Here is a 21282-nt window from a genome sequence, read left to right as displayed (position 1 = left end):
GCTCCGTCCTCCATGGTCCTGCCTTTTATATAGGGCCAATCAGGGGGCAATTTCAAACGGATTTGCCCCTATTTTCCGCGATCTGCCCGTGGCTGCCCCCCGCATACGCCCCCTTGCATGGCGCGAGCGGGCGGTGATACTGGGGGCCGGACTTTTGATAAGACCACCAGAAACAACATGGGGAGCCTGCACGACATGGCCGATTTTCCGACCAGCTTCAGCAAGGAAGACCTTCTGAAATGCGCCGCGGGCGAGCTTTTTGGACCGGGCAACGCCCAGCTTCCCGCGCCGCCGATGCTGATGATGGACCGTATCACCGATGTGTCCGCCGATGGCGGGGCGCATGGCAAGGGGCACATCGTTGCAGAATTCGATATTACCCCGGACCTGTGGTTCTTCGACTGCCATTTTCCCGGCAACCCCATTATGCCCGGCTGCCTTGGCCTTGACGGCCTGTGGCAGCTGACCGGCTTCAACCTCGGCTGGCGCGGCTGGCAAGGGCGCGGCTATGCGCTTGGCGTCGGCGAGGTGAAACTGACCGGCATGGTGCGCCCGGATCGCAAGATGCTGACCTACAAGATCGACTTTACCAAGGCGATCCAGACCCGCCGTCTGACCATGGGCGTCGCTGACGGCATCGTCGAGGCGGACGGCGAGGTGATCTATCAGGTCAAGGACATGAAAGTGGCGCTCAGCGAAAGCTGAGCCATCGCAGGGATCAGCGGTCTTTGCCGAGAGGCGCAGCCGCGCACGAAAGGCTGCTCGTCCCGCTGCCTTGCCCCGCCCGAGGAGGGTGTTCCGGCGCAGGCGTTCACCGTTCAATGCAGGCTCAGCAAGACCGCGATATCGCGCGGGCTGAGCCCCTTGACCAAAGCGCGTTCTTCAGGGTGAAGCATTGCCGCGCTTTCGACGTGATTGAAGATAAGCTGCGCAATGTCGCTGGTCGAGCGGTAATAGAGGTCGGGGTTGTCGCGACCGACCTCACGGAGCAGACGCTCAAGCAGCAGCTTGCGCTTCTCCGCGTCCAGATCCTTGCGTTTGTCCTGTAACATGGGTTAGCCCCTTCGCGATCGTCCTACCCCAATCCAGGTAGGCGGGAGCGCGGCGTTTTCCAGCGCCGCACGGCGCAACAAGCCGAGGTCACGCCCCCGCCTTGTATCGACGCGCCTCCCCGAGCATCGCCGCCCCAAAGAACAGCAATATGCACGATTGGTAGGCCAGCTCCGGTGGTATGCCCCCTTTGTAGCCATCCACCCAGCCGCTATCGATCAGATACGCGACGCTTGCCCCGGCAGCGCCGAGCGCCACGCCGAGGCAGCACAGGTTGCGCACGGTCCAGAAGGTCGGCGCGGCGGAGCCATAGCCGTATTTTCGGGCCGTTCTGACGAATTGCACCGGTCTCCAATCGAAACACAGGGCCATCAGAAGGCAGGCCAGAACCATGCCGGCCCCGATGTGGATTTCGTGATTGCTCAGGTGCAGCCCGCCCACCACAAAACTCAGGTGATGCGTGACACCGATGATTTTCGGATGCGCATAGTCATAGTGATAAAAGGCCAGCCCGGTGTATTCGCTGCGCGCGCAGCCGTCGCCGGAAATCGGAAAGACCGCCATCAGCACCAACATCAGCGCGGCCAGGCGATAGGCCAGCAACCGCGATGTCGACGCGGGACGCAGCAGGCAGAGCAGCCCGGCCAGCACCACAAGCCAGCCAACAAGGAGATTTCCGGCGATCGGGACATAGTAATAATGGCTGAGCGAGCTCATCCGGCAAACCGACAGGAACGCCGTCATCCCGATCATCGTCACCGGCAGTGCGATGCACAAACCGCCCAATGCGTAGAGCAATTGCGATTGCGACAGGACAATGGTCGGGGCTCCCTGGCCCGCGTCCTGCCCATCCTGCGACTCCCAATGCATCCGTTTGCGCCCCTACCCGGCGAATCCGTGTCGTCTTCGCATCATGGAATTCTGCCCGGGGAATTTGGCCAAACCGGGTCAGAAGTCAGACCTGTTTGAGGTATCGGATCGGCCGCTGGATTGCTTTCCTGTGGACAAATCCCCCTTGTCACAAAACCTTAACCAAACCGTCACACGCCCTTTGCAGCCGGCCCTTACCGCCCCAGTCTGACAGGGCACGCGTCCTGCAAGCGAATTTTGCCAGCAAGGGAAAGACACCATGGCCGACAAGCACCTCATCGACCTGTCTTGGGATGATTTTGACGAGCACCGCGACCCGCGCCCCGACAACAACGGCTTCGACGCCGTCGTCGAGCGCGCGATCTCGCGCCGTGGCTTTCTTGGCGGCGCGCTGGCCTTTGGCTCGGCCGCCACGGTCATGGGCGCCGGGCTGATGTCCTCGACCACCGCCGCGCGCGCCGAGGCGCATGGCGCGGGCTTCGCCTTCAAACCCATCGACATCGCCACCGACCACGAAATCCACCTCCCCGAGGGCTACACCCACAAGGTGCTCGTGCGTTGGGGGGACGCGCTGTGGTCCGAGGCCGAGGGCGCCTACGACGCCGAAACCGGCGTCTCCGTCGAGATGTCCGACAAGGTCTTTGGCGAGAACACCGACGGCATGGAGCTGTTCGAAGTGGACGGCAAACAGCTGATCGCCGTGAACTCCGAATATGTGAACCCCAAGATCAACCTGCCCGCCGCCTCCGAAGGCACGCCGCAGACGGCCGATGAGGTCACGCTGCTGAAGAACCTTCAGGGTGTGACCGTCATGGAAGTCGCGGACACCGGCAACGGCTACGAGATTGTCGTCGACAGCCCCTACAACCGCCGCATCACGCATGAGACCGTCATGGAGCTGCAAGGCCCCTTGGCCGGTCACGCGCTGGTTCAGACGAACGCAGATCCCGAAGGCCGCACAGTCAAGGGCACCATGAACAACTGCGGGTCCGGCAAGACCCTCTGGGGCACCTACCTGACCTGTGAGGAGAACTTCAACGGCTACTTCGGCGCCACGGGCGAGATGCCCGAGGGCGAAGGGTACAAGCGTTATGGCATCGGCGGCGAGGGTCGCTATGCCTATGAAAAGTTTGACGAGCGCTACGACATCTCGAAAGAGCCGAACGAGCCGCACCGTCACGGCTTCATCACCGAGATCGACCCGGCAAACCCGGACAGCACCCCGATCAAGCGCACCGCCCTGGGCCGCTTCAAGCACGAAAACGCCGAGATGGTTCAGGCCTCCGATGGCCGTCTCGTGGTGTACATGGGCGACGACGAACGCGGCGAATACCTCTACCGCTTCGTCTCCAACGGCACATGGGAAGAAGGCACCAACGGCGGCGATCTGCTGAACGACGGCACACTCCATGTCGCAAAGTTCAACGACGATCAGACCGGCGAATGGCTGGCGCTGACGCCGGAGACCACCGGCATGGATGCAGCTGAAATCCTGGTTTTCACCCGCATGGCGGCCTCGGCGGCGGGCGGCACCACCATGGACCGTCCCGAATGGGTCGCGGCCAACCCGGTCAAGCCCGAAGCCTATGTCGCGCTGACCAACAACAAGAACCGCGGCGTGAAGCCGAACGCAGGCGGCGACGACACCTCCGTCAACGCGGTCAACCCGCGTGAGACCAACAACTATGGCCAGATCGCGCGCTGGGTGCCGGCGGACGGCGACCACGCCGCGGACACCTTCACCTGGGATCTCTATGTGATGGCGGGCAATCCCACCGTCTATGACAACGCCTATGCCGGTTCGGAAAACGTGAACGCAGGCAACATGTTCAACTCTCCGGATGGCATGGCGTTCTCCTCGGACGGCACCCTCTGGATCCAGACCGACGGCGATTACAGCAACGAAGGTGAATTCGAGGGCATGGGCAACAACCAGATGCTGCTCGGCAACACCGAAACCGGCGAAATCGCCCGCTTCATGACCGTTCCCAACGGCGCCGAAGTCACCGGTCTGTGCTGGTCTGCGGACAAGAAAGTCGCCTTCGTCGGCGTCCAGCACCCGGGCGGCGCATGGCCCGACGGCACCGGCAAACCCCGCTCCTCCGTGGTTGCCGTGTGGCGCGAGGACGGCGAGCTGATCGGGTAACCGACTGACTGGATACACAAAACAGACAGCCCCGGCGCGAAAGCGCCGGGGCTGTTCGCGCAGATCAACCGACGGTTACACCGTTCACCTTAGCCCAGTAATTGAAGTCGACCATGATCTTGCCATCCTCCGACGCATACTTGGACACGGCATCGCGCTCTCCCTGGTACTCCATGATCGCGCGGAATGCTGTGCCCTCAAACGGCGGCCTGTCGTAGAGCGCCGTTATGCGCGCCATTAAGGCGGCAGGCAGATGCTCTTCGTGCGGCTTGAGCACGCCTTGCTCATAATGAGACCAATGATCAAGCACGACCCGGCAGATGTGATTTTCATCGTCAAATTTTCTCGGGTCTGCGGCCACGCCATTGATCCAATGGCCAAGGCCCTCAACCAAAAACACCTGAGCAGCCGTGCCCCGGTCGCATTCCGGCCTACTCAGAATCCAGCGCAGGACCGCATCTCCGCTGTCATAGTTCCAGGATTGAACCACCCTGTGCCATGTGTCCACGTCTTGCTTTTCAAGCCAGGCTATCATCGCGGCTGGATCCCCGGCTTCGACAACGAGGGTATCAGGGGCCGCCCAGTATTTCGCCATTGCCTGCATCATGTCCAAAACATGCACTCCCACATCCATTGTCGCAGGCTCAATCTTCAACGCTTTTGCCCCGATTACAATCCGACGTGGACGGGGCACCACCAACCCCACCTTGCGCGCCCCCTGCCCCATGTCCTAAACACGAGCCAACCAAGCGAAGGGAGCCTTTATGCGCCGCGTCGTCGTCACAGGGTTGGGGGTCGTGTCCTCCATCGGGAACAATGCTGAGGAGGTTCTGGCCTCCCTGAAGGCCGGGAAATCCGGCATCACCGCCAACGAAGCCATGAAAGAGCATGGCTTCCGCAGTCAGATCGCCGGGGATATCAAGCTCGACCCCGCCGATCACATCGACAAGCGGACCCTGCGCTTCATGGGGCCGGGGGCGGCCTATGCCTATATCGCCATGGATCAGGCGATCAAGGACAGCGGGCTGGAAGAGAGCGACATCATCAACCCCCGCACCGGTCTTGTGGCCGGATCGGGCGGGCCGTCGACCTCTGCCATGCTCACCGCACATCAGACCGTGCTGAAAACCGGCGCAACGAAACGGATCGGGCCGTTTGCCGTGCCGAAGTGCATGTGCTCGACGGTCTCGGCGAACCTCGCCACGGCCTATCAGATCAAGGGCATCAACTACTCGATCACCTCCGCCTGCTCGACCTCGCTGCATTGCATCGGCAACGCGGCGGAGCAGATCATGCTGGGCAAGCAGGACGTGATGTTCGCGGGCGGCGGCGAGGAACTGGACTGGACGCTCTCCTGCCTGTTCGACGCCATGGGCGCGATGTCCTCGAAATACAACGACACGCCGGAACGCGCGTCCCGCGCATTTGACGCGGATCGCGACGGCTTTGTCATCGGCGGCGGCGGCGGCATTCTAGTTCTGGAAGAGCTGGAACACGCCAAGGCGCGCGGTGCGAAGATCTACGCCGAGGTCACGGGCTATGGCGCGACCTCCGACGGCGCGGACATGGTGGCCCCCTCCGGCGAAGGCGGCGAGCGGGCCATGCGCGTGGCGCTCAGCACCCTGCCCGAGGGCCGCAAGGTCAGCTATATCAACGCCCACGGCACCTCGACCCCGGTCGGCGATGTCGGCGAGATCGAAGCGGTCCGCCGGGTGTTCGGCGACGGCAGCACGCCCCCGGTCTCTTCGACAAAATCCATGACGGGGCACTCTCAGGGGGCCACGGGCGCGCAGGAGGCGATCTACTGTCTGCTCGCGCTGGAGCATGACTTCCTCATCCCGTCGATCAACGTCGAGACACTGGACCCGGCCCTGAAGCCCGAAGAAATCGTCACCACCATGACGGAAAATGCCGGATTGGACTCGGTGATGACCAACAGCTTCGGCTTTGGCGGCACCAACGGGTCGATGATCCTGTCGAAATTCCGAGATTAAGCAAGATATGGCCGCTTTTATCGGAGCGGCCATGCCCCCTGCCTGTGATGTTGAACGGCGGCTTCGATCCCAAACAGACATTGATCCAGTCAAACCGAGCTCGGCCACTGTTGCATGAAACCGCGCTCGTCGAACGATTGGCGCAACTTGGCGAGTTCAGCCACTCAATAGACGCAGGTGCCTACAGCACGAATTGAGGCCACATGCTTCAATCGGACGGATGGTTTTTGTGGCTGGACTCACGGGGCAGAGGGTCCCTGTTGCCATAACCCTGTCCTCGCAGTGAAGCGAGCCAGCTATGGCATCGAAACTGCTGTGCCAGTAGCGGGCGAACAGGTCTTGCTCGCCCGTTTGTTGACTTACTTGCGCTTCTTCTCGCCAAGCGAGACTGGTTTCACGGCACCGGAATTCGCCGTCGCAAGAGTCTTGGGCTTCTCTTGCTTCGGTTTCTTCGCTTCCTTGTTTCCGCGCTTGTTGTTGCCTTTTCCCATCATGACCTCACAGGTTAAAAATCGGTCCGGCGACATGCCGGATGGACCGATCCTCAGGAAAATCAGGGTTGCCTGATTTGCGTCAGGGCGATGACTTTGATGAGTTGCGCACGTGCTCCATCAAAGCCCGGTGCGTTGCCTCAACGTATGCTTCCGCCGGGTGTCGCACAAGGTTGAACACGTCGTTATCTCCAAGCCTTGAAGAATGGATGGCCGCTTGGTCCGCGTTGCTGCCGCCCACTCCCAACAAACCCGCCCGCGAAACTTGACCTTGCAACCCGATCCGGTCAGGTATGATCAAAACGCCGGAGGGGCATATGACGATTTCACTGAACGGCAAGCGCGGGCTTGTGATGGGCGTGGCGAACGAGCGCTCGATTGCCTGGGGTATTGCCAGGGCCTGCGCCGAGGCTGGGGCCGAGCTGGCCTTCACCTATCAGGGCGAAGCCTTCGGAAAGCGCCTGGAGCCGCTCGCGGCCAGTGTCGGCAGTGACTTCATGGTTGATGTGGATGTGACCGACGATGCCAGCCTCGATGCCGCCTTCGAGGCTCTGAAAGCTCGTTGGGACCGGCTCGATTTCGTCATTCATGCGATTGCCTATTCGGACAAGACCGAGCTTCAGGGCCGTATCCTCAACACCTCCCGCGAGAACTTCAAGAACTCGCTGGACATCTCCGCCTACAGCTTCATCGACATCGCCCGCCGGGCGCATCCGATGATGGCGGACGGTGGCACGCTGCTGACCCTGACCTACATGGGCAGCACCCGCGTAACGCCCAATTACAACGTCATGGGCGTGGCCAAGGCGGCGCTTGAGAGCGCCACGCGCTATCTTGCCAATGACCTCGGCCCGGACGGCATCCGCGTCAATGCCATCTCCCCCGGCCCGATGAAAACGCTGGCGGGCGCGGCGATTGGCGGCGCGCGCAAAACCTACAAGCACACCGATCAGAACGCCCCGCTTGGCAGCAATGCCACGCTGGAGGCCGTCGGCGGCACGGCCGTCTGGCTGATCTCCGACGCGGGCGCCTGCACCACCGGCGAAATCGTTCGCGTCGATGGCGGCTATCACGTGCTGGGAATGCCGCAGTACGATCACCTCTGATCCGTCCACACCGATAAAGGAGAGCGCCATGATCCGCCTGCCCCTCACTGCCCTGACACTGCTTGCCTTGGCGGGCTGCACGGACGGTCCGGCGCCCTCCGCCTCTTCCGCGCCCGGCGCCGCCGTCGCGCAGCTCCAGCCCGGCATGACCGAAGAGCAGGCCTTTGCCATTCTCGGCCCCGAGGTTGGCTATGTGCGCAACCCTGCGAACTGGGATCAGGCCTGCCTGAGCTACGGCAGCGCGGGCGCCTACATCCATGCGGTCTTCGAGAATGGCGCGCTGATCCGCTCGTCCGCTGGCAACCCGGCGCTCTGCAGTTTCGGCACCTGACGGAACCGCGCCCCGGGCCTGCACGTTCTCCTTTCAAATGAATGGAGAAAACAATGACCCATACGCTGACCCTGCAATCGCGGGAGAAGATCACCCACGATGTGAACCGCTACGTCTTCGACAAGCCCGAAGGCTACGCTTACACGCCCGGGCAGGCCACCGATCTGGCGCTGGACCGGGACAGCTGGCGCGCGGAACAGCGCCCGTTCACCTTCACCAGCCTGCCACAGGAAGACCGGCTGGAGTTCACCATCAAATCCTACCCCGAGCATGACGGCGTGACAAAGCAGATCGCAGATCTGAAGCCGGGCGACACCGTGCTGATCGAGGACGCCTGGGGCGCGATCGAGGACAAAGGCGACGGCACCTTCATCGCGGGCGGCGCGGGCGTGACGCCGTTCATTTCCATCCTGCGGGCCAAGCTGGCGGAGAAGGGTACGCTTGCGGGCAACACGCTCGTGTTCTCGAACCAGAGCGAGGCGGACATCATCCTGCGCGACGAATTCGAGGGGATGGCCGGGCTGAAGACCTTTTACACCGTCACCGATGAGCCTTCGAGCGCGCTCAGCCGGGGCATGATCGACGCCGAGATGCTCAAAGGTTTGATCGAGGACGGCCCCTGTTACATCTGCGGCCCTGATCCGATGGTCGAGGCTCTGCCTGCCGAGCTGAAGAAACTCGGCGTGTCCGACGCGAAGATCATCACAGAGGACTTCGGGTAACGTCGAACCGCCGGGTCAGAACCACTGGCCCGGCTCCATCAGTCCCAGATCGAGCAATTGGCGCGAGTGCCATTCAAAGGCCACCGAGTTGTGCCACTTGAACGTCGGGATGTCGAAGGTGCTGCCCGGGTTCGTCTTCAATGCCTTCGCCGTGCGAAACGACACCAGAGCCGCCGTCAGATTGTTGTGCCACGGACAGGCGTAGGTGTTGTATTCCTCGTCGGAAAACGTGTGATCCTCGCGCAGCCTCAGCCCCGGCTTGGCGCGGAACAGCGCGATACGGTCGATCTTGCGCCGCGCCTGCGGGACGTGCTCCTCATAGCGCCAGCGCAGGCCGCCATAGAAATCCAGTTGCCGTTCCTTGGGGTGATTGTGGTTCTCCGGATCGTTCCGCGCCAGCGCATAATAGCCCGACCGATCGATATGCGCATCGTCCAGAGACACGGCCAGCGGCCAGCGACGCAGGTCCCCGGCATAGAGATCCACCACATAGGTGAGCATGGCATCGCGACGCTCTTCGGTATGGAAGGCCAGCAGCTCCGACACCCGCCGCGTTTCGCAGAACGGGTAAAACAGGTACTCGGCATTGTAGCAGTAGAACAGCCACTGCCCCGGCGCGGCGGCGCTCACCTGATTGACGCAGTCCTGCACCACGCCCTCGACGCGCGGATTGAAGTCGATGCGGATCACCTTTTGCCGCAGGTCGGAGGGCAGCGGAAAACGTGGCTCCATGAAGGCGATCGTCACCTCAAAGCCAAGCTGACGGTGATGGCGCAGGGTGGTGGCCAGCTCCACATCGTCCTCGGCAAAGATCATTGCCACAGGGCCGCGCATGAGCGCCGCCCGATCCGCTTCGAGGAACTGTCTTAACGTGGAATACCGCATGCCTGCTTTCTGGTTCGGCCCTGCCCGGCGTTTTGGCCTAGAATCGGTGAAAATCTCGTGCATTGCAAGACAGGGGGGATTCGCGGTATCAGCCGCCTCTGATACAGCGCCGCCCGCGACAGGACCGATAGCATGACCACGCCCAAAAAGCTCTTCATCAAGACCTACGGTTGCCAGATGAACGTCTACGACTCCGAGCGCATGGCCGAGGCCATGGGCGGCGAAGGCTATGTCACCACGGACAGGCCCGATGATGCGGACATGATCCTGCTCAACACCTGTCACATCCGCGAAAAAGCCGCCGAGAAGGTCTATTCCGAGCTTGGCCGCTACAAGGGGCTGAAGGCGGACAAGCCGGATCTCAAGATCGGAGTCGCCGGCTGCGTCGCGCAGGCCGAGGGCGAAGAGATCATGCGCCGTCAGCCGATGGTCGATCTGGTGGTTGGCCCGCAGAGCTATCACCGCCTGCCGGAGCTGACCGCCCGCACCCACAATGGCGGCAAGGCGCTCGACACCGACTTTCCCGAGGAGGACAAGTTCGAGCATCTCAAGGCCCGGCCCAAGGCAAAGCGAGGCCCGACCGCCTTCCTCACCGTGCAGGAGGGCTGTGACAAGTTCTGCGCCTTCTGCGTCGTGCCCTACACCCGCGGTGCGGAGGTGTCCCGCCGGGCGCAGCGCGTGATGAGCGAAGCGCGCGATCTGGTCGAGCGCGGCGTGCGCGAGATCACCCTGCTGGGCCAGAACGTCAACGCCTACCACGGCCACGATGGCGGGCTTGCCGGGCTGATCCGGGAGCTTGCCACCATCGACGGGCTGGAGCGCATCCGCTTCACCACCTCGCACCCCAACGACATGGACGACGCGCTGATCGCCGCCCATGGGGAGTGCGAAAAACTCATGCCCTACCTGCACCTGCCCGTGCAGGCCGGATCGGACAAGATCCTCAAACGCATGAACCGCAGCCACACGGCAGAGCAGTATTTGCGTTTGATAGAGCGCCTGCGCGCCGCGCGCCCCGACCTGCACCTGTCGGGCGATTTCATCGTCGGCTTCCCCGAAGAGACGGAGGCGGATTTTCAGGACACCATGGCCCTGATCGAAGCGGTCAAATACGGCAGCGCCTTCTCTTTCAAATACTCCGAACGCCCCGGCACACCCGCCGCCGAGCGCCCTCAGGTGCCGGAGGCGGAGAAGGACGACCGCCTGCAACGTCTGCAGGCCCTGCTCACCCGCCAGCAGCGCGAGCTTCAGGACGCCATGGTCGGCCGCGACGTGACCGTGCTCTTTGAAAAGCCCGGCCGCCTGCCCGGTCAGATGGTCGGCAAGTCCGAATACCTGCACGCGGTACACGTCGAGGCCGAGGGGCTTGCCCCCGGCGATCTGGCACCGGTGCGAATCGTCTCCTCCGGGCCGAATTCGCTCAAGGGCGAGCGCCTGGCCTGATAAGGGCCTCCCGCGCCTCGGAAAATCCCATTGCCGATAGCTTCGCATCGAGAATGCGAGGATTGTTTCCGTTTCCGGTACGCCCCCCGCGCCTTTTCGCTTCACACGCGGCCGTTGTTTGCTAATGTGTTGATTATAGTAATTTTGCGCGCGCCCGCTGCCAATTGGGTCTGCGCGCAGGGGGAAACAACAAATAAGAGGGACGAGAGGCTGTGGCGAAAAGCATTTCCAAAGCCATCGGTGCACTTGCGTTGGCAGCCCTGACGGGGATCTCGGCCACCGCGCCGGTGATGGCCGACGGGGTCGACCAGCGAACACCGATAATTTCCACACAGAACGCCACCAATGGCGACGGTGAACAGTATATTCCGGGCATCTGGATCGATCCGGACGGCTGTGAGCATTGGGTCATGGATGACGGCGTCGAGGGCTACATGTCACCCCACGTAACCCGCAAGGGCATCCCGGTGTGCAACCGTGGCAACACCTGCGGCGTGATGAACACCGACCAGTTCTTTGCCACCGACAGCTACCGCATCTCCAAGAGCGGTCAGGCCAAATTGCTGGAGTTCTTCCGCAACGCCTCGGCGCAGGCCTACATCATCACGGGCCACACCGACAGCCGCGCTTCGGACGAGTATAACATGAAGCTCAGCTTCAACCGTGCCCTGTCCGTCGCCCGTGTCGCCAAATCGATCGGCGCAAACATCGTCGACGTGCGCGGCTATGGCGAGCGCTGGCCCGTGGCCACCAATGGAACCGCCGCCGGCATGGCCAAGAACCGCCGCGTCGAAGTCATCTGCATTCGTTGAAGGGATACACGATCATGAACGCATTCAAACCCTTCGCCGTGCTCGCTCTTCTGGGTGCCCTTGGCGCCTGTGATCCGGCCGGCCCGGACAAGAGCCAGGACCGCAACTTCTTCGACAAGGACGACCTTGGCAAGATGCAGGCAGGCATCTGGGTGGATCCAAACGGCTGTGACCACTGGATCATTGATGACGGTGTCGAGGGCTACCTGTCGCAGCGCCTCGACAAATACGGCAAGCCCGTGTGCTCCGGCACCGCGCCCCCGACTATGATCAAGGGCGATTTCAAGCAGGGCTCGACCTCGATCATCGGCGACCCGATCTGACGGCAGCTGACTGCTTATTTCAAAGGCCGCGCAACCAAAGCGCGGCCTTTTTCGTTTCAATTGCGTGACAATTGGCTCTCCAGACTTGCGCGACGGGCGGTCAGTTGGCACCATATATAGACAACACTCGCAGGAGAGATGCGTGACAACGGCGACCCTGAACGAAGCCATCCTTGAATTCCCTGACAATCGCTTGCTGATTGATCTTTGCGGCGAGTATGACCGCAACCTCACCGACATCGAAAGCCGGACCGGCGTTCAGATCCTGCGACGCGGCAATCAGCTCGCCATCCACGGCACGCCGGAAGCCCAGGCCGAGGCGACAGAAGTGCTCCGCGCCCTTTACGAGCGCCTGGAACAGGGCCGCGAGGTCGGTCGCGGCGAGATCGACCGCCAGTTCCGCCTGCACGACGACGACGAAGACCAGTCCGAAAGCCAGCTGGAAATGTTCGGTGGCGGCAAGGTGGAGATCAAGACACGCAAGAAGCTGGTGGAGCCGCGCACCGATGCGCAAAAGGCCTATGTTCGTGCGCTGTTTCAAAACGAGCTGGCCTTTGGCATCGGCCCGGCGGGCACCGGCAAGACGTATCTGGCCGTTGCGGTTGGCGTGAACATGCTGATCACCGGCGCGGTGGACAAGATCATCCTGTCGCGCCCGGCGGTCGAAGCGGGCGAAAAGCTCGGCTACCTGCCCGGCGACATGAAGGACAAGGTCGATCCCTACATGCAGCCGCTCTATGACGCGCTGAACGACTTCATGCCCGGCAAACAGCTGGCGAAAATGATGGAGGAAAAGGTGATCGAGATCGCGCCGCTTGCCTTCATGCGCGGCCGTACGCTGTCGAATGCCTTCGTGGTGCTCGATGAGGCGCAGAACGCCACTTCGATGCAGATGAAGATGTTCCTGACACGTCTGGGCGAAGGCTCACGCATGGTGATCACCGGCGACCGCACCCAGGTCGACCTGCCGCGCGGCATGCCGTCGGGACTTGCGGATGCGGAGCGTCTGCTCAACGCCATCCCCAAGATCTCCTTCAATTATTTCACCTCCAAGGATGTCGTGCGCCACCCGCTCGTTGCGGCGATCATCGAAGCCTATGAGAAGGACGGTGAAGGCACCGCGTGAGGGCGCAAGCGGACCGGGCCACATCCCGGGCGACAGGCGCGCCCGGACCCATGCGGCAATCCGGCACAAGACAGCCTTGCCCCGCGTCGACTAAGAGCGCGTCATGTTGACCGACACCATCCTTGAAGACGACCGCTGGGCGCGCGCGGATCTGCCCGGACTTGCGGAGCGCGCCGCGGGGGCGGTTCTCTCCCATCTCGGGATCGAGACAGAGCACGAAATCGCCGTTCTGGGATGCGACGATGCCCGCATCGCCGAGCTGAACGCACAGTTCCGCGACAAGCCGACGCCGACCAACGTGCTCAGCTGGCCCTCGGAGGATCTGTCTGCCGAAGATCCCGGCGGAGACCCGCTTGAACCGGAGATGGAAGAGCTTGGCGATATTGCCATTGCCTTCGAGACCTGCGAACGCGAGGCGGACGAACAGGGCAAGCCGATGGCTGACCACGTGACGCATCTGATCGTTCACGCCGTGTTACATTTACTGGGCTATGATCATGTCCGTGACGCGGATGCCACGGTAATGGAAAGCTTGGAAGTCGTGATACTTGGCAAAATGGGTCTTCCGGACCCATATAGAGAGAGTGATGGGCCTCAGAGCCTCTAATTGAAACAGAAATGAACAGGACAGATGGGCGACAGCGACGATTCGTCTAACGCGGCGCAAAGCGCGCAAGACACGAGTGATACAAACGGCAACGAGACCGAGGGCCATGGATTCATCCGGCGGTTCATGGGATGGGTCGGCGGCGGCGAGAGCGAAACCACGCCCGGCACCAACGGAACTGCGACCCACGCCCCCGAGCGGCCACGCCATGGCATGATCAACCTCCGCCGTATGCGCGTCGAGGATGTCGCCATCCCCAAGGCAGAGATTGTCGCGGTGCCCGCCACCATCACCAAGGACGATCTGGTCCAGGTGTTCCGCGACAGCGGCCTGACCCGGATTCCGGTGTTCGACGGCACGCTCGACAACCCCATCGGCATGGCGCACCTCAAGGATTTTGCCCTGAGCTACGGCCTTGGCAGTACCGGGCAGCGCTTCAATCTGCGCCGCATGGCGCGCCCGCTGCTCTTCGTGCCGCCGTCGATGCCCATCGGCGTGCTGCTCACGAAGATGCAGACAGAGCGGCGTCACATGGCGCTGGTGATCGACGAATACGGCGGCGTGGACGGGCTTGTGACCATCGAGGATCTGATCGAACAGGTTATCGGCGAGATCGAGGACGAACACGACACCGACGAGGCCGACCTGTGGACCCGCGAGCGCAGCGGCTGCTATCTTGTGCTGGCCAAAACGCCGCTCACGGACTTCGAGGCCGAGCTGGGCATGGCGCTGACCGAGCACGAGGAAATCGACGAGGAAGAGATCGACACCCTTGGCGGTCTGGTCTTCATGCTCGCCGGTCACGTGCCCGCGCGTGGTGAGGTCGTGCGCCATCCCGAAGGCATCGACTTCGAGGTGGTCGACGCAGATCCCCGCCGTATCAAGCGTCTGCGTGTGCGGCTGCCCGGTACGCCTGCGGCCACGCCGCCCTCGGCCACCAGTGCCACTGCCCCGTCGGCCCCTGCCGCCAGCGCGGCGGCGCCTGCTGCGGACCGCCCTGAGGCCTGACATGCTTGAGACCGCCCCGGGCCGGACACGCCCGCTTCCGCGCCGGATGCGGCTGCCGCTGGCCCTTGGCTTCGGAGTGCTCATGGGTCTGGGCGCTGCGCCCTACGATGCGTGGTTTCTCTCACTCGCCGGATTGATCGGTATTTTCTGGCTCTTTCCGCGCAGCCCCGGCGGCGTCACCGCCGCAGGCACCGGCTGGGCCTTTGGGCTTGGTTACTTCGGTTTGTCGATGGGATGGATCGTCGAGCCGTTCCTTGTGGATGTGGCCGAAACCGGCTGGATGGCGCCCTTCGGGCTCGTCGGGCTCGCGGGTGGTCTGGCGCTGTTCTGGGCGCTGGCCTTCTGGGGCGCAGGACAGGCCCGGACCGGGCTTCTGCCCAAGCTGGTGCTCTACTGGGCCGGTGCCGAACTCGCCCGCAGCTATGTGCTCACCGGGTTTCCCTGGGGTCTTGTGGGGTATCTCTGGGAGCCGACCCCGGCGATCCAGTGGGTGTCGGTCATCGGCTCGCAGGGCCTCACTTTCGCGACGCTCTGCCTTGCCGCCCTCGCCGCCCAGGCCCTGGCCGCTCCGTCCGCGAAAACCCTCGCTGCGCCGGGTCTTGGCCTGATCGCCCTGCTCGCCGGCGGCTATGCCCTGACACCGCCCACACAGGACCTGACCGGCCGTCCGATCGTCCGCCTGATCCAGCCCAACGCAGCCCAGCACGAAAAATGGGACCGGACGCTGATCCCGATCTTCTTCCAGCGGCAGGTCGATTTCACCGCCGCGCCCCCCGCGCCCGGCGCCGCCCGTCCCGCGCTCATCGTCTGGCCGGAAACTGCCGTGCCGACCCTCCTGCACAACGCGGGCAGCGCTTTCGAGACCATCACCGACGCGGCGCAGGGCGCGCCGGTCGTTGTCGGCATTCAACGCACCGATGGCACCAACTGGTTCAACTCCCTTGCCGTACTCGACGGCTATGGCGACGTGGCACAGGTCTATGACAAGCACCACCTCGTGCCGTTCGGCGAATACATGCCCGCCGCCGCGCTCTTCAAACGCTTCAACGTCGCCGGGCTCGCCGCCCGTGCCGAGGGTGGCTACAGCGCCGGGCCCGGCCCACAGCTGATCAACCTCGGCCCGCTCGGCAAGGCACTGCCGCTGATCTGCTACGAAGCGGTCTTTGCACAGGATGTCCACCGCGCGCCGGAACGGCCGGACGTCCTGCTGCAGATCACCAACGACGCGTGGTTCGGCACATGGTCCGGCCCTTATCAACATCTCGCGCAGGCCCGCATCCGCGCCATAGAACAGGGTCTACCGCTGCTGCGGGCGGCGAATACGGGCGTCTCGGCGATGATCGACGGCGGCGGGCGCACCATCGCCGCCCTGCCCCTCGGCGAGGCCGGGTTTGTTGACGCCCCCCTGCCACCGCCCGCACGCTTAACGATTTTTTCACGAACGGGCGATCTACCATGGCTCCTGTTACTTCTTCTGGCCACCGCTGTGCTATTCCGTCTCGAAACCCGCAAATCCCGTTGACCCCCCTTGGCCCTGCGCGTAACGCAGAGGCACTGAAATCCCGTCACAACGGCTTCCTGGCGTGACGGCGAACCCCAATGGAGCACTTCCCATGTCCCGTCAGAATTACATCTTCACCTCCGAGTCCGTCTCCGAAGGCCACCCGGACAAGGTCTGCGACCGCATCTCGGACGCGGTTCTCGACGCGCTTCTGGCCGAAGATCCGCTTGCCCGCGTGGCCTGCGAGACCTTTGCCACCACGAACCGCGTCGTGATCGGCGGCGAAGTCGGCCTCACCGATCAGGCCAAGCTGGCCGAATACATGGCGGCGATCCCCGACATCACCCGCGCCTGCATCAAGGACATCGGCTATGAGCAAGACAAGTTCCACCACCAGACGGTAGAGATCACCAACCTGCTGCACGAACAATCCGCGCATATCGCGCAGGGCGTGACCGGCGAACGCGGCGACGAGGGCGCAGGCGATCAGGGCATCATGTTCGGCTATGCCACGAATGAAACCGACGCGCTCATGCCCGCGCCGATCCAGTTCTCCCACGCGATCCTGCGGCGGCTCGCCGAAGTGCGCAAGAACGGCACCGAACCGGCGCTCGGCCCGGATGCGAAATCCCAGCTTTCCGTGCGGTATGAAAACGGCAAGCCGGTTGGCGTGACATCCGTGGTGCTCTCGACCCAGCACCTCGACGAGAGCCTGACCTCCGAGGACATCCGCGCCCTCGTCACCCCCTACATCACCGAGACCCTGCCCGAAGGCTGGCTCTCGGCCGAGACCGTGTGGCACGTGAACCCGACCGGCAAATTCGTCATCGGCGGCCCCGATGGCGATGCTGGCCTGACCGGGCGCAAGATCATCGTGGACACATACGGCGGCGCCGCGCCCCACGGCGGCGGTGCCTTCTCCGGCAAGGATCCGACCAAGGTCGACCGCTCTGCCGCCTATGCCGCGCGCTATCTTGCCAAGAACGTCGTCGCCGCCGGGATGGCGGAGCGCTGCACCGTGCAGCTGTCCTACGCCATCGGCGTCGCCAGTCCGCTGTCGATCTACGTCGACACCCACGGCACGGACGAGGTCTCCCCCTCGGAGATCGAACGCGCCATTCCGAAGGTCATGGACCTGACGCCGCGCGGCATTCGCACCCACCTTGAGCTGAACAAGCCGATCTATGCGCGCACCGCCGCCTACGGCCACTTTGGCCGCGCGCCGAGCGCGGATGGCGGCTTTTCCTGGGAAAAGACCGACCTGGTCGAAGCGCTGAAGAAGGCGGTCTGAGGGCTTTCGCCGCCTGACGGCGGCGACCGGCGCGTTTCTTTCAGAAACGCGCCCGAAGGGGCGCCGCCCCTTCTTGGCCTGCGGCCAATTCATCCCCGAGGTATTTTGGGACCAAAGACGGGTGCGCCCCAGCGCTGTTTCCCTGAACGAGGGCATACGGCGGAGCGCCTTGCGTAAGCCCCTTGCCCAAGGCGCCGCCCCCGCGCTATGAGCGCGGCCATGACCACCTCGAACAAACATCCCGACGCGCCGTGGCGCAACTTCTATGGCCGCGTGAAGGGCAAGACCCTCAAACCCGCGCAGGAAGCCTACCTGCAGGAGGACCTCGACGCGCTCTCGCCCGGGGCCGTGGATTGGGACGTAAACCCGGACCGCGATCCGTTGGATGTCCAGACGCTTTTCGAGGGCAAACCGCTGTGGCTGGAGATCGGCTTTGGCGGCGGCGAGCATCTCGTGCATCAGGCGCAGACCTATCCCGACATCGGAATCATCGGCTGCGAGCCGTTTCTCAACGGCGTCGCCATGCTATTGGGCAAGATCCGCAAGTCCGGGGTCACGAACCTGCGGGTGCATCCGGGCGATGTGCGCAATCTGTTCGACGTGCTGCCGGAGAAATCGGTGGCCAAGGCCTTCCTGCTGTATCCCGACCCCTGGCCAAAGAAACGCCATCACAAGCGGCGCTTCGTGACGCAGGAGCACCTCGAACCACTGGCCCGGGTGCTGCAGCCCGGCGCGGAATTCCGCGTGGCGACAGATATTCCCGACTATGTGCGCCAGACCATGCTGGAAGTGCCGAAGGCCGGATTTGAATGGCTTGCCGAAGGGCCGGATGACTGGCGCAAGCCGTGGACCGACTGGCTCTCGACGCGCTATGAGCAAAAGGCGCTCCGCGAGGGTCGCACGCCGCACTACATGACCTTCCGCCGCAAGGGCTGAACAACGCGCGTTGCGCACTACAGACATGCCCGGAATGCGACTGGGAAAAAACGCAGTCTGGACGCTCACACCAGCAGCGTTTATCAGGCAGCGAGCAGTTCTGGAGGTTTCATGTCCGCGCACGGCACACCTATTCCGATGACATCCCGCAAAAGCGGTCCGCTCAAGGGCGAGGCGCATGTGCCCGGCGACAAGTCGATTTCGCACCGCAGCCTGATCCTGGGGGCCATGACCGTCGGAGAGACCAAGGTCACCGGCCTGCTTGAAGGGCAGGACGTGCTCGACACTGCCAAGGCGATGCAGGCCTTCGGCGCGGATATCGAGAAACGCGGCGAGACATGGCATGTCCATGGCGTCGGCGTGGGCGGCTTTGCCGAGCCCGGGACCGTCATTGATTGCGGCAACTCCGGCACCGGGGTCCGGCTGATCATGGGCGCGATGGCGACCTCTCCGATCGTGGCCACATTCACCGGCGATGCCAGCCTGAACAAACGCCCCATGGCGCGGGTCACCGATCCACTCGCGCTATTCGGAGCGAAGGCCTACGGCCGATCCGGCGGGCGCCTGCCGATGACCATTGTCGGCGCGAAAGACCCCCTTCCCGTGCGCTATGCCACGCCGGTGCCATCGGCCCAGGTGAAATCCGCCGTGCTGCTCGCCGGTCTCAATGCGCCGGGCGAGACCGTGGTGATCGAACGCGAAGCCACACGCGATCATTCCGAGCGGATGCTGGCGGGCTTTGGTGCCACGATCACGACCGAGGACACCGAGGACGGCCGCGTCATCACCCTGCAGGGCCGCCCGGAATTCACGCCGCAAACGATCATCGTTCCGCGCGATCCCTCCTCCGCCGCCTTCCCGGTCTGCGCCGCGCTGATCACCGAAGGCTCCGACGTTCTGGTGCCCAACATCGGCCTAAACCCGACCCGCGCGGGCCTGTTCTTTACCCTGCAGGACATGGGCGCGGACCTCACCTTTGAGAACATGCGCGAGGAAGGCGGCGAGCCGGTCGCCGATCTGCGCGCGAAATTCTCCCCTGATCTCAAGGGGATCGAAGTGCCCGCCGAACGTGCCGCCAGCATGATCGACGAATATCCGGTGCTCTCGGTCGTTGCCGCGTTCGCCAGCGGCAAGACCCACATGCCCGGCGTCAAGGAGCTTCGGGTCAAGGAATCCGACCGCATCGACGCCATGGCCGTGGGCCTGCGCGCCGCCGGGATCACCGTCGACGAAGGCGAGGACTGGTGGACCGTGCATGGCCGTGGTTTCGGCGACGTGCCGGGAGGCATAACGGCGCAAAGCCATCTTGATCACCGCATCGCCATGGCCTTCCTTGTCATGGGGTTTGCCACCGAACAGCCCATGTCCGTCGACGATGGCCAGCCCATCGCCACCTCCTTCCCGATCTTCGAAAGCCTCATGAGCGATCTCGGGGCGCTGATTTCCCGTGACTGAGCCAAAAGCAAGACATGCGCGTGTGCATCTGATCGGGGCGCTGGCCCTGATCGTGTTGCTGATCGAATGGATCACGCTCTACCGCATGGTCGGCCCGCTGACCGGGTCTTTCCTGCCGCAGATGCATTTTGGCGCATTCACCTCGGGCGATCTGTTCACCTTTGCCGCAGAGCTGTCGGAAAACCAGGATCGTTTCGATCTTTATGAGCGGCTGCTGCAGTGGGTCGATCCGGTTTTCATCCTGCTGTTCTGCCTGTGGCTGTTCAAGGCCATGCGCCCGCGCATGCTTGCCCTCGCGGCGCTGCTGACCTACGGCTTGTTCGATCTCGCCGAAAACACCCTCCTGCTCTACTATCTCGGCGATCTGCGCATGGTCCTGAACGTTGCGCAGGCCAGCGACGCGCCCGCGCTCGACGCCGCGTTGCAGGACCCGACCGTGCTGTTCCTGTCCTATATCACCTCGGCCAAACTGGCCTTCGGCGCGCTCTGCGCCGCCTACACCGTCGGCTGCGTCATCGCGAACCGCCGCCGCACACAGGCCGCCCCATGATCCCTTTCTACATCAGCCTTCACCTCTTCGACCCGCTTGGCCCGATCCAGGCAGCGGAGGGCGGCACCTATGGCGGCGATGCCCGCCTGTTCGTCATAAACGCCCATAGCCTTGCAGAGGCGCTGGACGCCGTGCTGGAGTTGATCGCGGATCAGAGCTGCCGCCTGCTGCGCATCGGCCACGCCGGACCACTTGCGGACTACCTGCCCGATTATTTCCCTTTCCCCGCCGATGTCGCGGACCTGGCCGCGCAGGCACAAGATGGCCCGGTGAGCACCCCGGCCTACAGTTTCGAGCCTTGGGGCGCCGATGTCCAAAGCGGTGTCAGCATCGCGGTGCTCGACGTTTATGATCCGTCGATGGAGGGTGGCGAGCCCTACGCCGGGGAGGTGACGCTCGCCGCCGCCCCCGGCACCCCGGAAGAGGCGCTGCGCACCCTGCTCGACGTGCTGGAGGACAGCAACGTGCGGCTGAAAAAGCTCGAAGACCTGCGCGAAAGCGCCGAGGCCAGCCCGGACGAATACGACGACGACTGGCCGCTTCTGGAGATTGTGGCAGAGGCGGGCCAGACCGCTGGCCCTGCCTTCTCCCCGGCCTTCGTCTACGACGCCGACTGACCCGCCAGAGGAGACCCG

Annotated in this window: 22 protein-coding genes and 1 riboswitch; of the genes, 18 read left to right on the top strand and 4 right to left on the bottom strand. The window is 63.4% G+C overall.

What is annotated here, in order from left to right; genetic code table 11:
- The first annotated feature begins 195 nt into the window (after positions 1-195).
- Positions 196-705: a bifunctional 3-hydroxydecanoyl-ACP dehydratase/trans-2-decenoyl-ACP isomerase gene (fabA, locus tag ACN2XU_RS02245; protein ID WP_419408753.1), complete on the top strand. Its 510-nt coding sequence runs from the start codon at positions 196-198 to the stop codon at positions 703-705.
- 113 nt (positions 706-818) lie between these two features.
- Here the strand turns inward: fabA and ACN2XU_RS02240 are convergent, their stop codons facing one another.
- Complete coding sequence (locus ACN2XU_RS02240; RefSeq protein WP_419408752.1) at positions 819-1052, bottom strand: hypothetical protein; 234 nt, start codon at positions 1050-1052, stop codon at positions 819-821.
- A gap of 88 nt (positions 1053-1140) precedes the next feature.
- Positions 1141-1920: a hypothetical protein gene (locus tag ACN2XU_RS02235; protein WP_419408751.1), complete on the bottom strand. Its 780-nt coding sequence runs from the start codon at positions 1918-1920 to the stop codon at positions 1141-1143.
- 259 nt (positions 1921-2179) lie between these two features.
- On the opposite strand from ACN2XU_RS02235, the gene ACN2XU_RS02230 reads away from it, so the two are divergent.
- Positions 2180-4066: a PhoX family protein gene (locus tag ACN2XU_RS02230; RefSeq protein ID WP_419408750.1), complete on the top strand. Its 1887-nt coding sequence runs from the start codon at positions 2180-2182 to the stop codon at positions 4064-4066.
- Between the two features lie 64 nt (positions 4067-4130).
- Here the strand turns inward: ACN2XU_RS02230 and ACN2XU_RS02225 are convergent, their stop codons facing one another.
- Complete coding sequence (locus tag ACN2XU_RS02225; RefSeq protein ID WP_419408827.1) at positions 4131-4673, bottom strand: DUF4274 domain-containing protein; 543 nt, start codon at positions 4671-4673, stop codon at positions 4131-4133.
- Between the two features lie 157 nt (positions 4674-4830).
- On the opposite strand from ACN2XU_RS02225, the gene fabB reads away from it, so the two are divergent.
- The 4 genes from fabB to ACN2XU_RS02205 all read left to right on the top strand — a co-directional run bounded on the left by fabB (position 4831) and on the right by ACN2XU_RS02205 (position 8710).
- Positions 4831-6060 (top strand): beta-ketoacyl-ACP synthase I, encoded by a 1230-nt coding sequence (fabB, locus tag ACN2XU_RS02220; protein WP_419408749.1) that lies wholly within the window; start codon positions 4831-4833, stop codon positions 6058-6060.
- An 808-nt stretch (positions 6061-6868) separates the two neighbouring features.
- A complete protein-coding gene (locus ACN2XU_RS02215; protein WP_419408748.1) occupies positions 6869-7657 on the top strand; it encodes an enoyl-ACP reductase FabI in 789 nt (262 codons plus the stop codon).
- 28 nt (positions 7658-7685) lie between these two features.
- A complete protein-coding gene (locus ACN2XU_RS02210) occupies positions 7686-7988 on the top strand; it encodes a hypothetical protein (RefSeq protein WP_419408747.1) in 303 nt (100 codons plus the stop codon).
- A 53-nt stretch (positions 7989-8041) separates the two neighbouring features.
- On the top strand, positions 8042-8710 hold the full coding sequence (locus tag ACN2XU_RS02205) for an FAD-binding oxidoreductase (protein WP_419408746.1): 669 nt from the start codon (positions 8042-8044) through the stop codon (positions 8708-8710).
- A 15-nt stretch (positions 8711-8725) separates the two neighbouring features.
- Here the strand turns inward: ACN2XU_RS02205 and ACN2XU_RS02200 are convergent, their stop codons facing one another.
- The gene (locus ACN2XU_RS02200) at positions 8726-9595 is read right to left on the bottom strand and encodes a hypothetical protein (protein WP_419408745.1); all 870 of its coding nucleotides are present in this window, start codon (positions 9593-9595) and stop codon (positions 8726-8728) included.
- 132 nt (positions 9596-9727) lie between these two features.
- On the opposite strand from ACN2XU_RS02200, the gene miaB reads away from it, so the two are divergent.
- From miaB to ACN2XU_RS02140, 12 genes are all read left to right on the top strand, one after another.
- Entirely contained in the window at positions 9728-11038 is a 1311-nt protein-coding gene (miaB, locus tag ACN2XU_RS02195; RefSeq protein WP_419408744.1) for a tRNA (N6-isopentenyl adenosine(37)-C2)-methylthiotransferase MiaB, read from the top strand.
- A gap of 212 nt (positions 11039-11250) precedes the next feature.
- A complete protein-coding gene (locus ACN2XU_RS02190) occupies positions 11251-11850 on the top strand; it encodes an OmpA family protein (RefSeq protein WP_419408743.1) in 600 nt (199 codons plus the stop codon).
- Positions 11851-11864: 14 nt separating this feature from the next.
- Positions 11865-12173: a hypothetical protein gene (locus ACN2XU_RS02185; protein ID WP_419408742.1), complete on the top strand. Its 309-nt coding sequence runs from the start codon at positions 11865-11867 to the stop codon at positions 12171-12173.
- A gap of 142 nt (positions 12174-12315) precedes the next feature.
- Entirely contained in the window at positions 12316-13299 is a 984-nt protein-coding gene (locus tag ACN2XU_RS02180; protein ID WP_419408741.1) for a PhoH family protein, read from the top strand.
- A gap of 103 nt (positions 13300-13402) precedes the next feature.
- A complete protein-coding gene (ybeY, locus tag ACN2XU_RS02175) occupies positions 13403-13906 on the top strand; it encodes an rRNA maturation RNase YbeY (protein ID WP_419408740.1) in 504 nt (167 codons plus the stop codon).
- A gap of 24 nt (positions 13907-13930) precedes the next feature.
- The gene (locus ACN2XU_RS02170) at positions 13931-14914 is read left to right on the top strand and encodes a hemolysin family protein (protein WP_419408739.1); all 984 of its coding nucleotides are present in this window, start codon (positions 13931-13933) and stop codon (positions 14912-14914) included.
- A 1-nt stretch (position 14915) separates the two neighbouring features.
- A complete protein-coding gene (gene lnt, locus ACN2XU_RS02165) occupies positions 14916-16436 on the top strand; it encodes an apolipoprotein N-acyltransferase (RefSeq protein WP_419408738.1) in 1521 nt (506 codons plus the stop codon).
- A gap of 37 nt (positions 16437-16473) precedes the next feature.
- A riboswitch (SAM-SAH riboswitch) is annotated at positions 16474-16521 on the top strand.
- Positions 16522-16527: 6 nt separating this feature from the next.
- Positions 16528-17706, top strand: a complete 1179-nt coding sequence (gene metK, locus ACN2XU_RS02160) for a methionine adenosyltransferase (RefSeq protein ID WP_419408737.1) — start codon at positions 16528-16530, stop codon at positions 17704-17706.
- 219 nt (positions 17707-17925) lie between these two features.
- Positions 17926-18642, top strand: coding sequence for a tRNA (guanosine(46)-N7)-methyltransferase TrmB (gene trmB / locus ACN2XU_RS02155; RefSeq protein ID WP_419408736.1), 717 nt, complete (start codon positions 17926-17928; stop codon positions 18640-18642).
- 111 nt (positions 18643-18753) lie between these two features.
- Entirely contained in the window at positions 18754-20097 is a 1344-nt protein-coding gene (aroA, locus tag ACN2XU_RS02150; protein WP_419408735.1) for a 3-phosphoshikimate 1-carboxyvinyltransferase, read from the top strand.
- Positions 20090-20647 (top strand): hypothetical protein, encoded by a 558-nt coding sequence (locus ACN2XU_RS02145; protein WP_419408734.1) that lies wholly within the window; start codon positions 20090-20092, stop codon positions 20645-20647. Before aroA ends, ACN2XU_RS02145 begins: the two co-directional genes overlap by 8 nt.
- Entirely contained in the window at positions 20644-21264 is a 621-nt protein-coding gene (locus ACN2XU_RS02140; RefSeq protein ID WP_419408733.1) for a hypothetical protein, read from the top strand. Before ACN2XU_RS02145 ends, ACN2XU_RS02140 begins: the two co-directional genes overlap by 4 nt.
- Positions 21265-21282: the final 18 nt, after the last annotated feature.

Source organism: Pacificoceanicola niger (assembly GCF_048553275.1).
In the GTDB taxonomy this organism is placed as follows: Bacteria; Pseudomonadota; Alphaproteobacteria; order Rhodobacterales; family Rhodobacteraceae; genus Pacificoceanicola.
The sequence above is the reverse complement of the archived record's forward strand: the minus strand, read 5'-3'. Positions and strand labels throughout refer to the sequence as shown.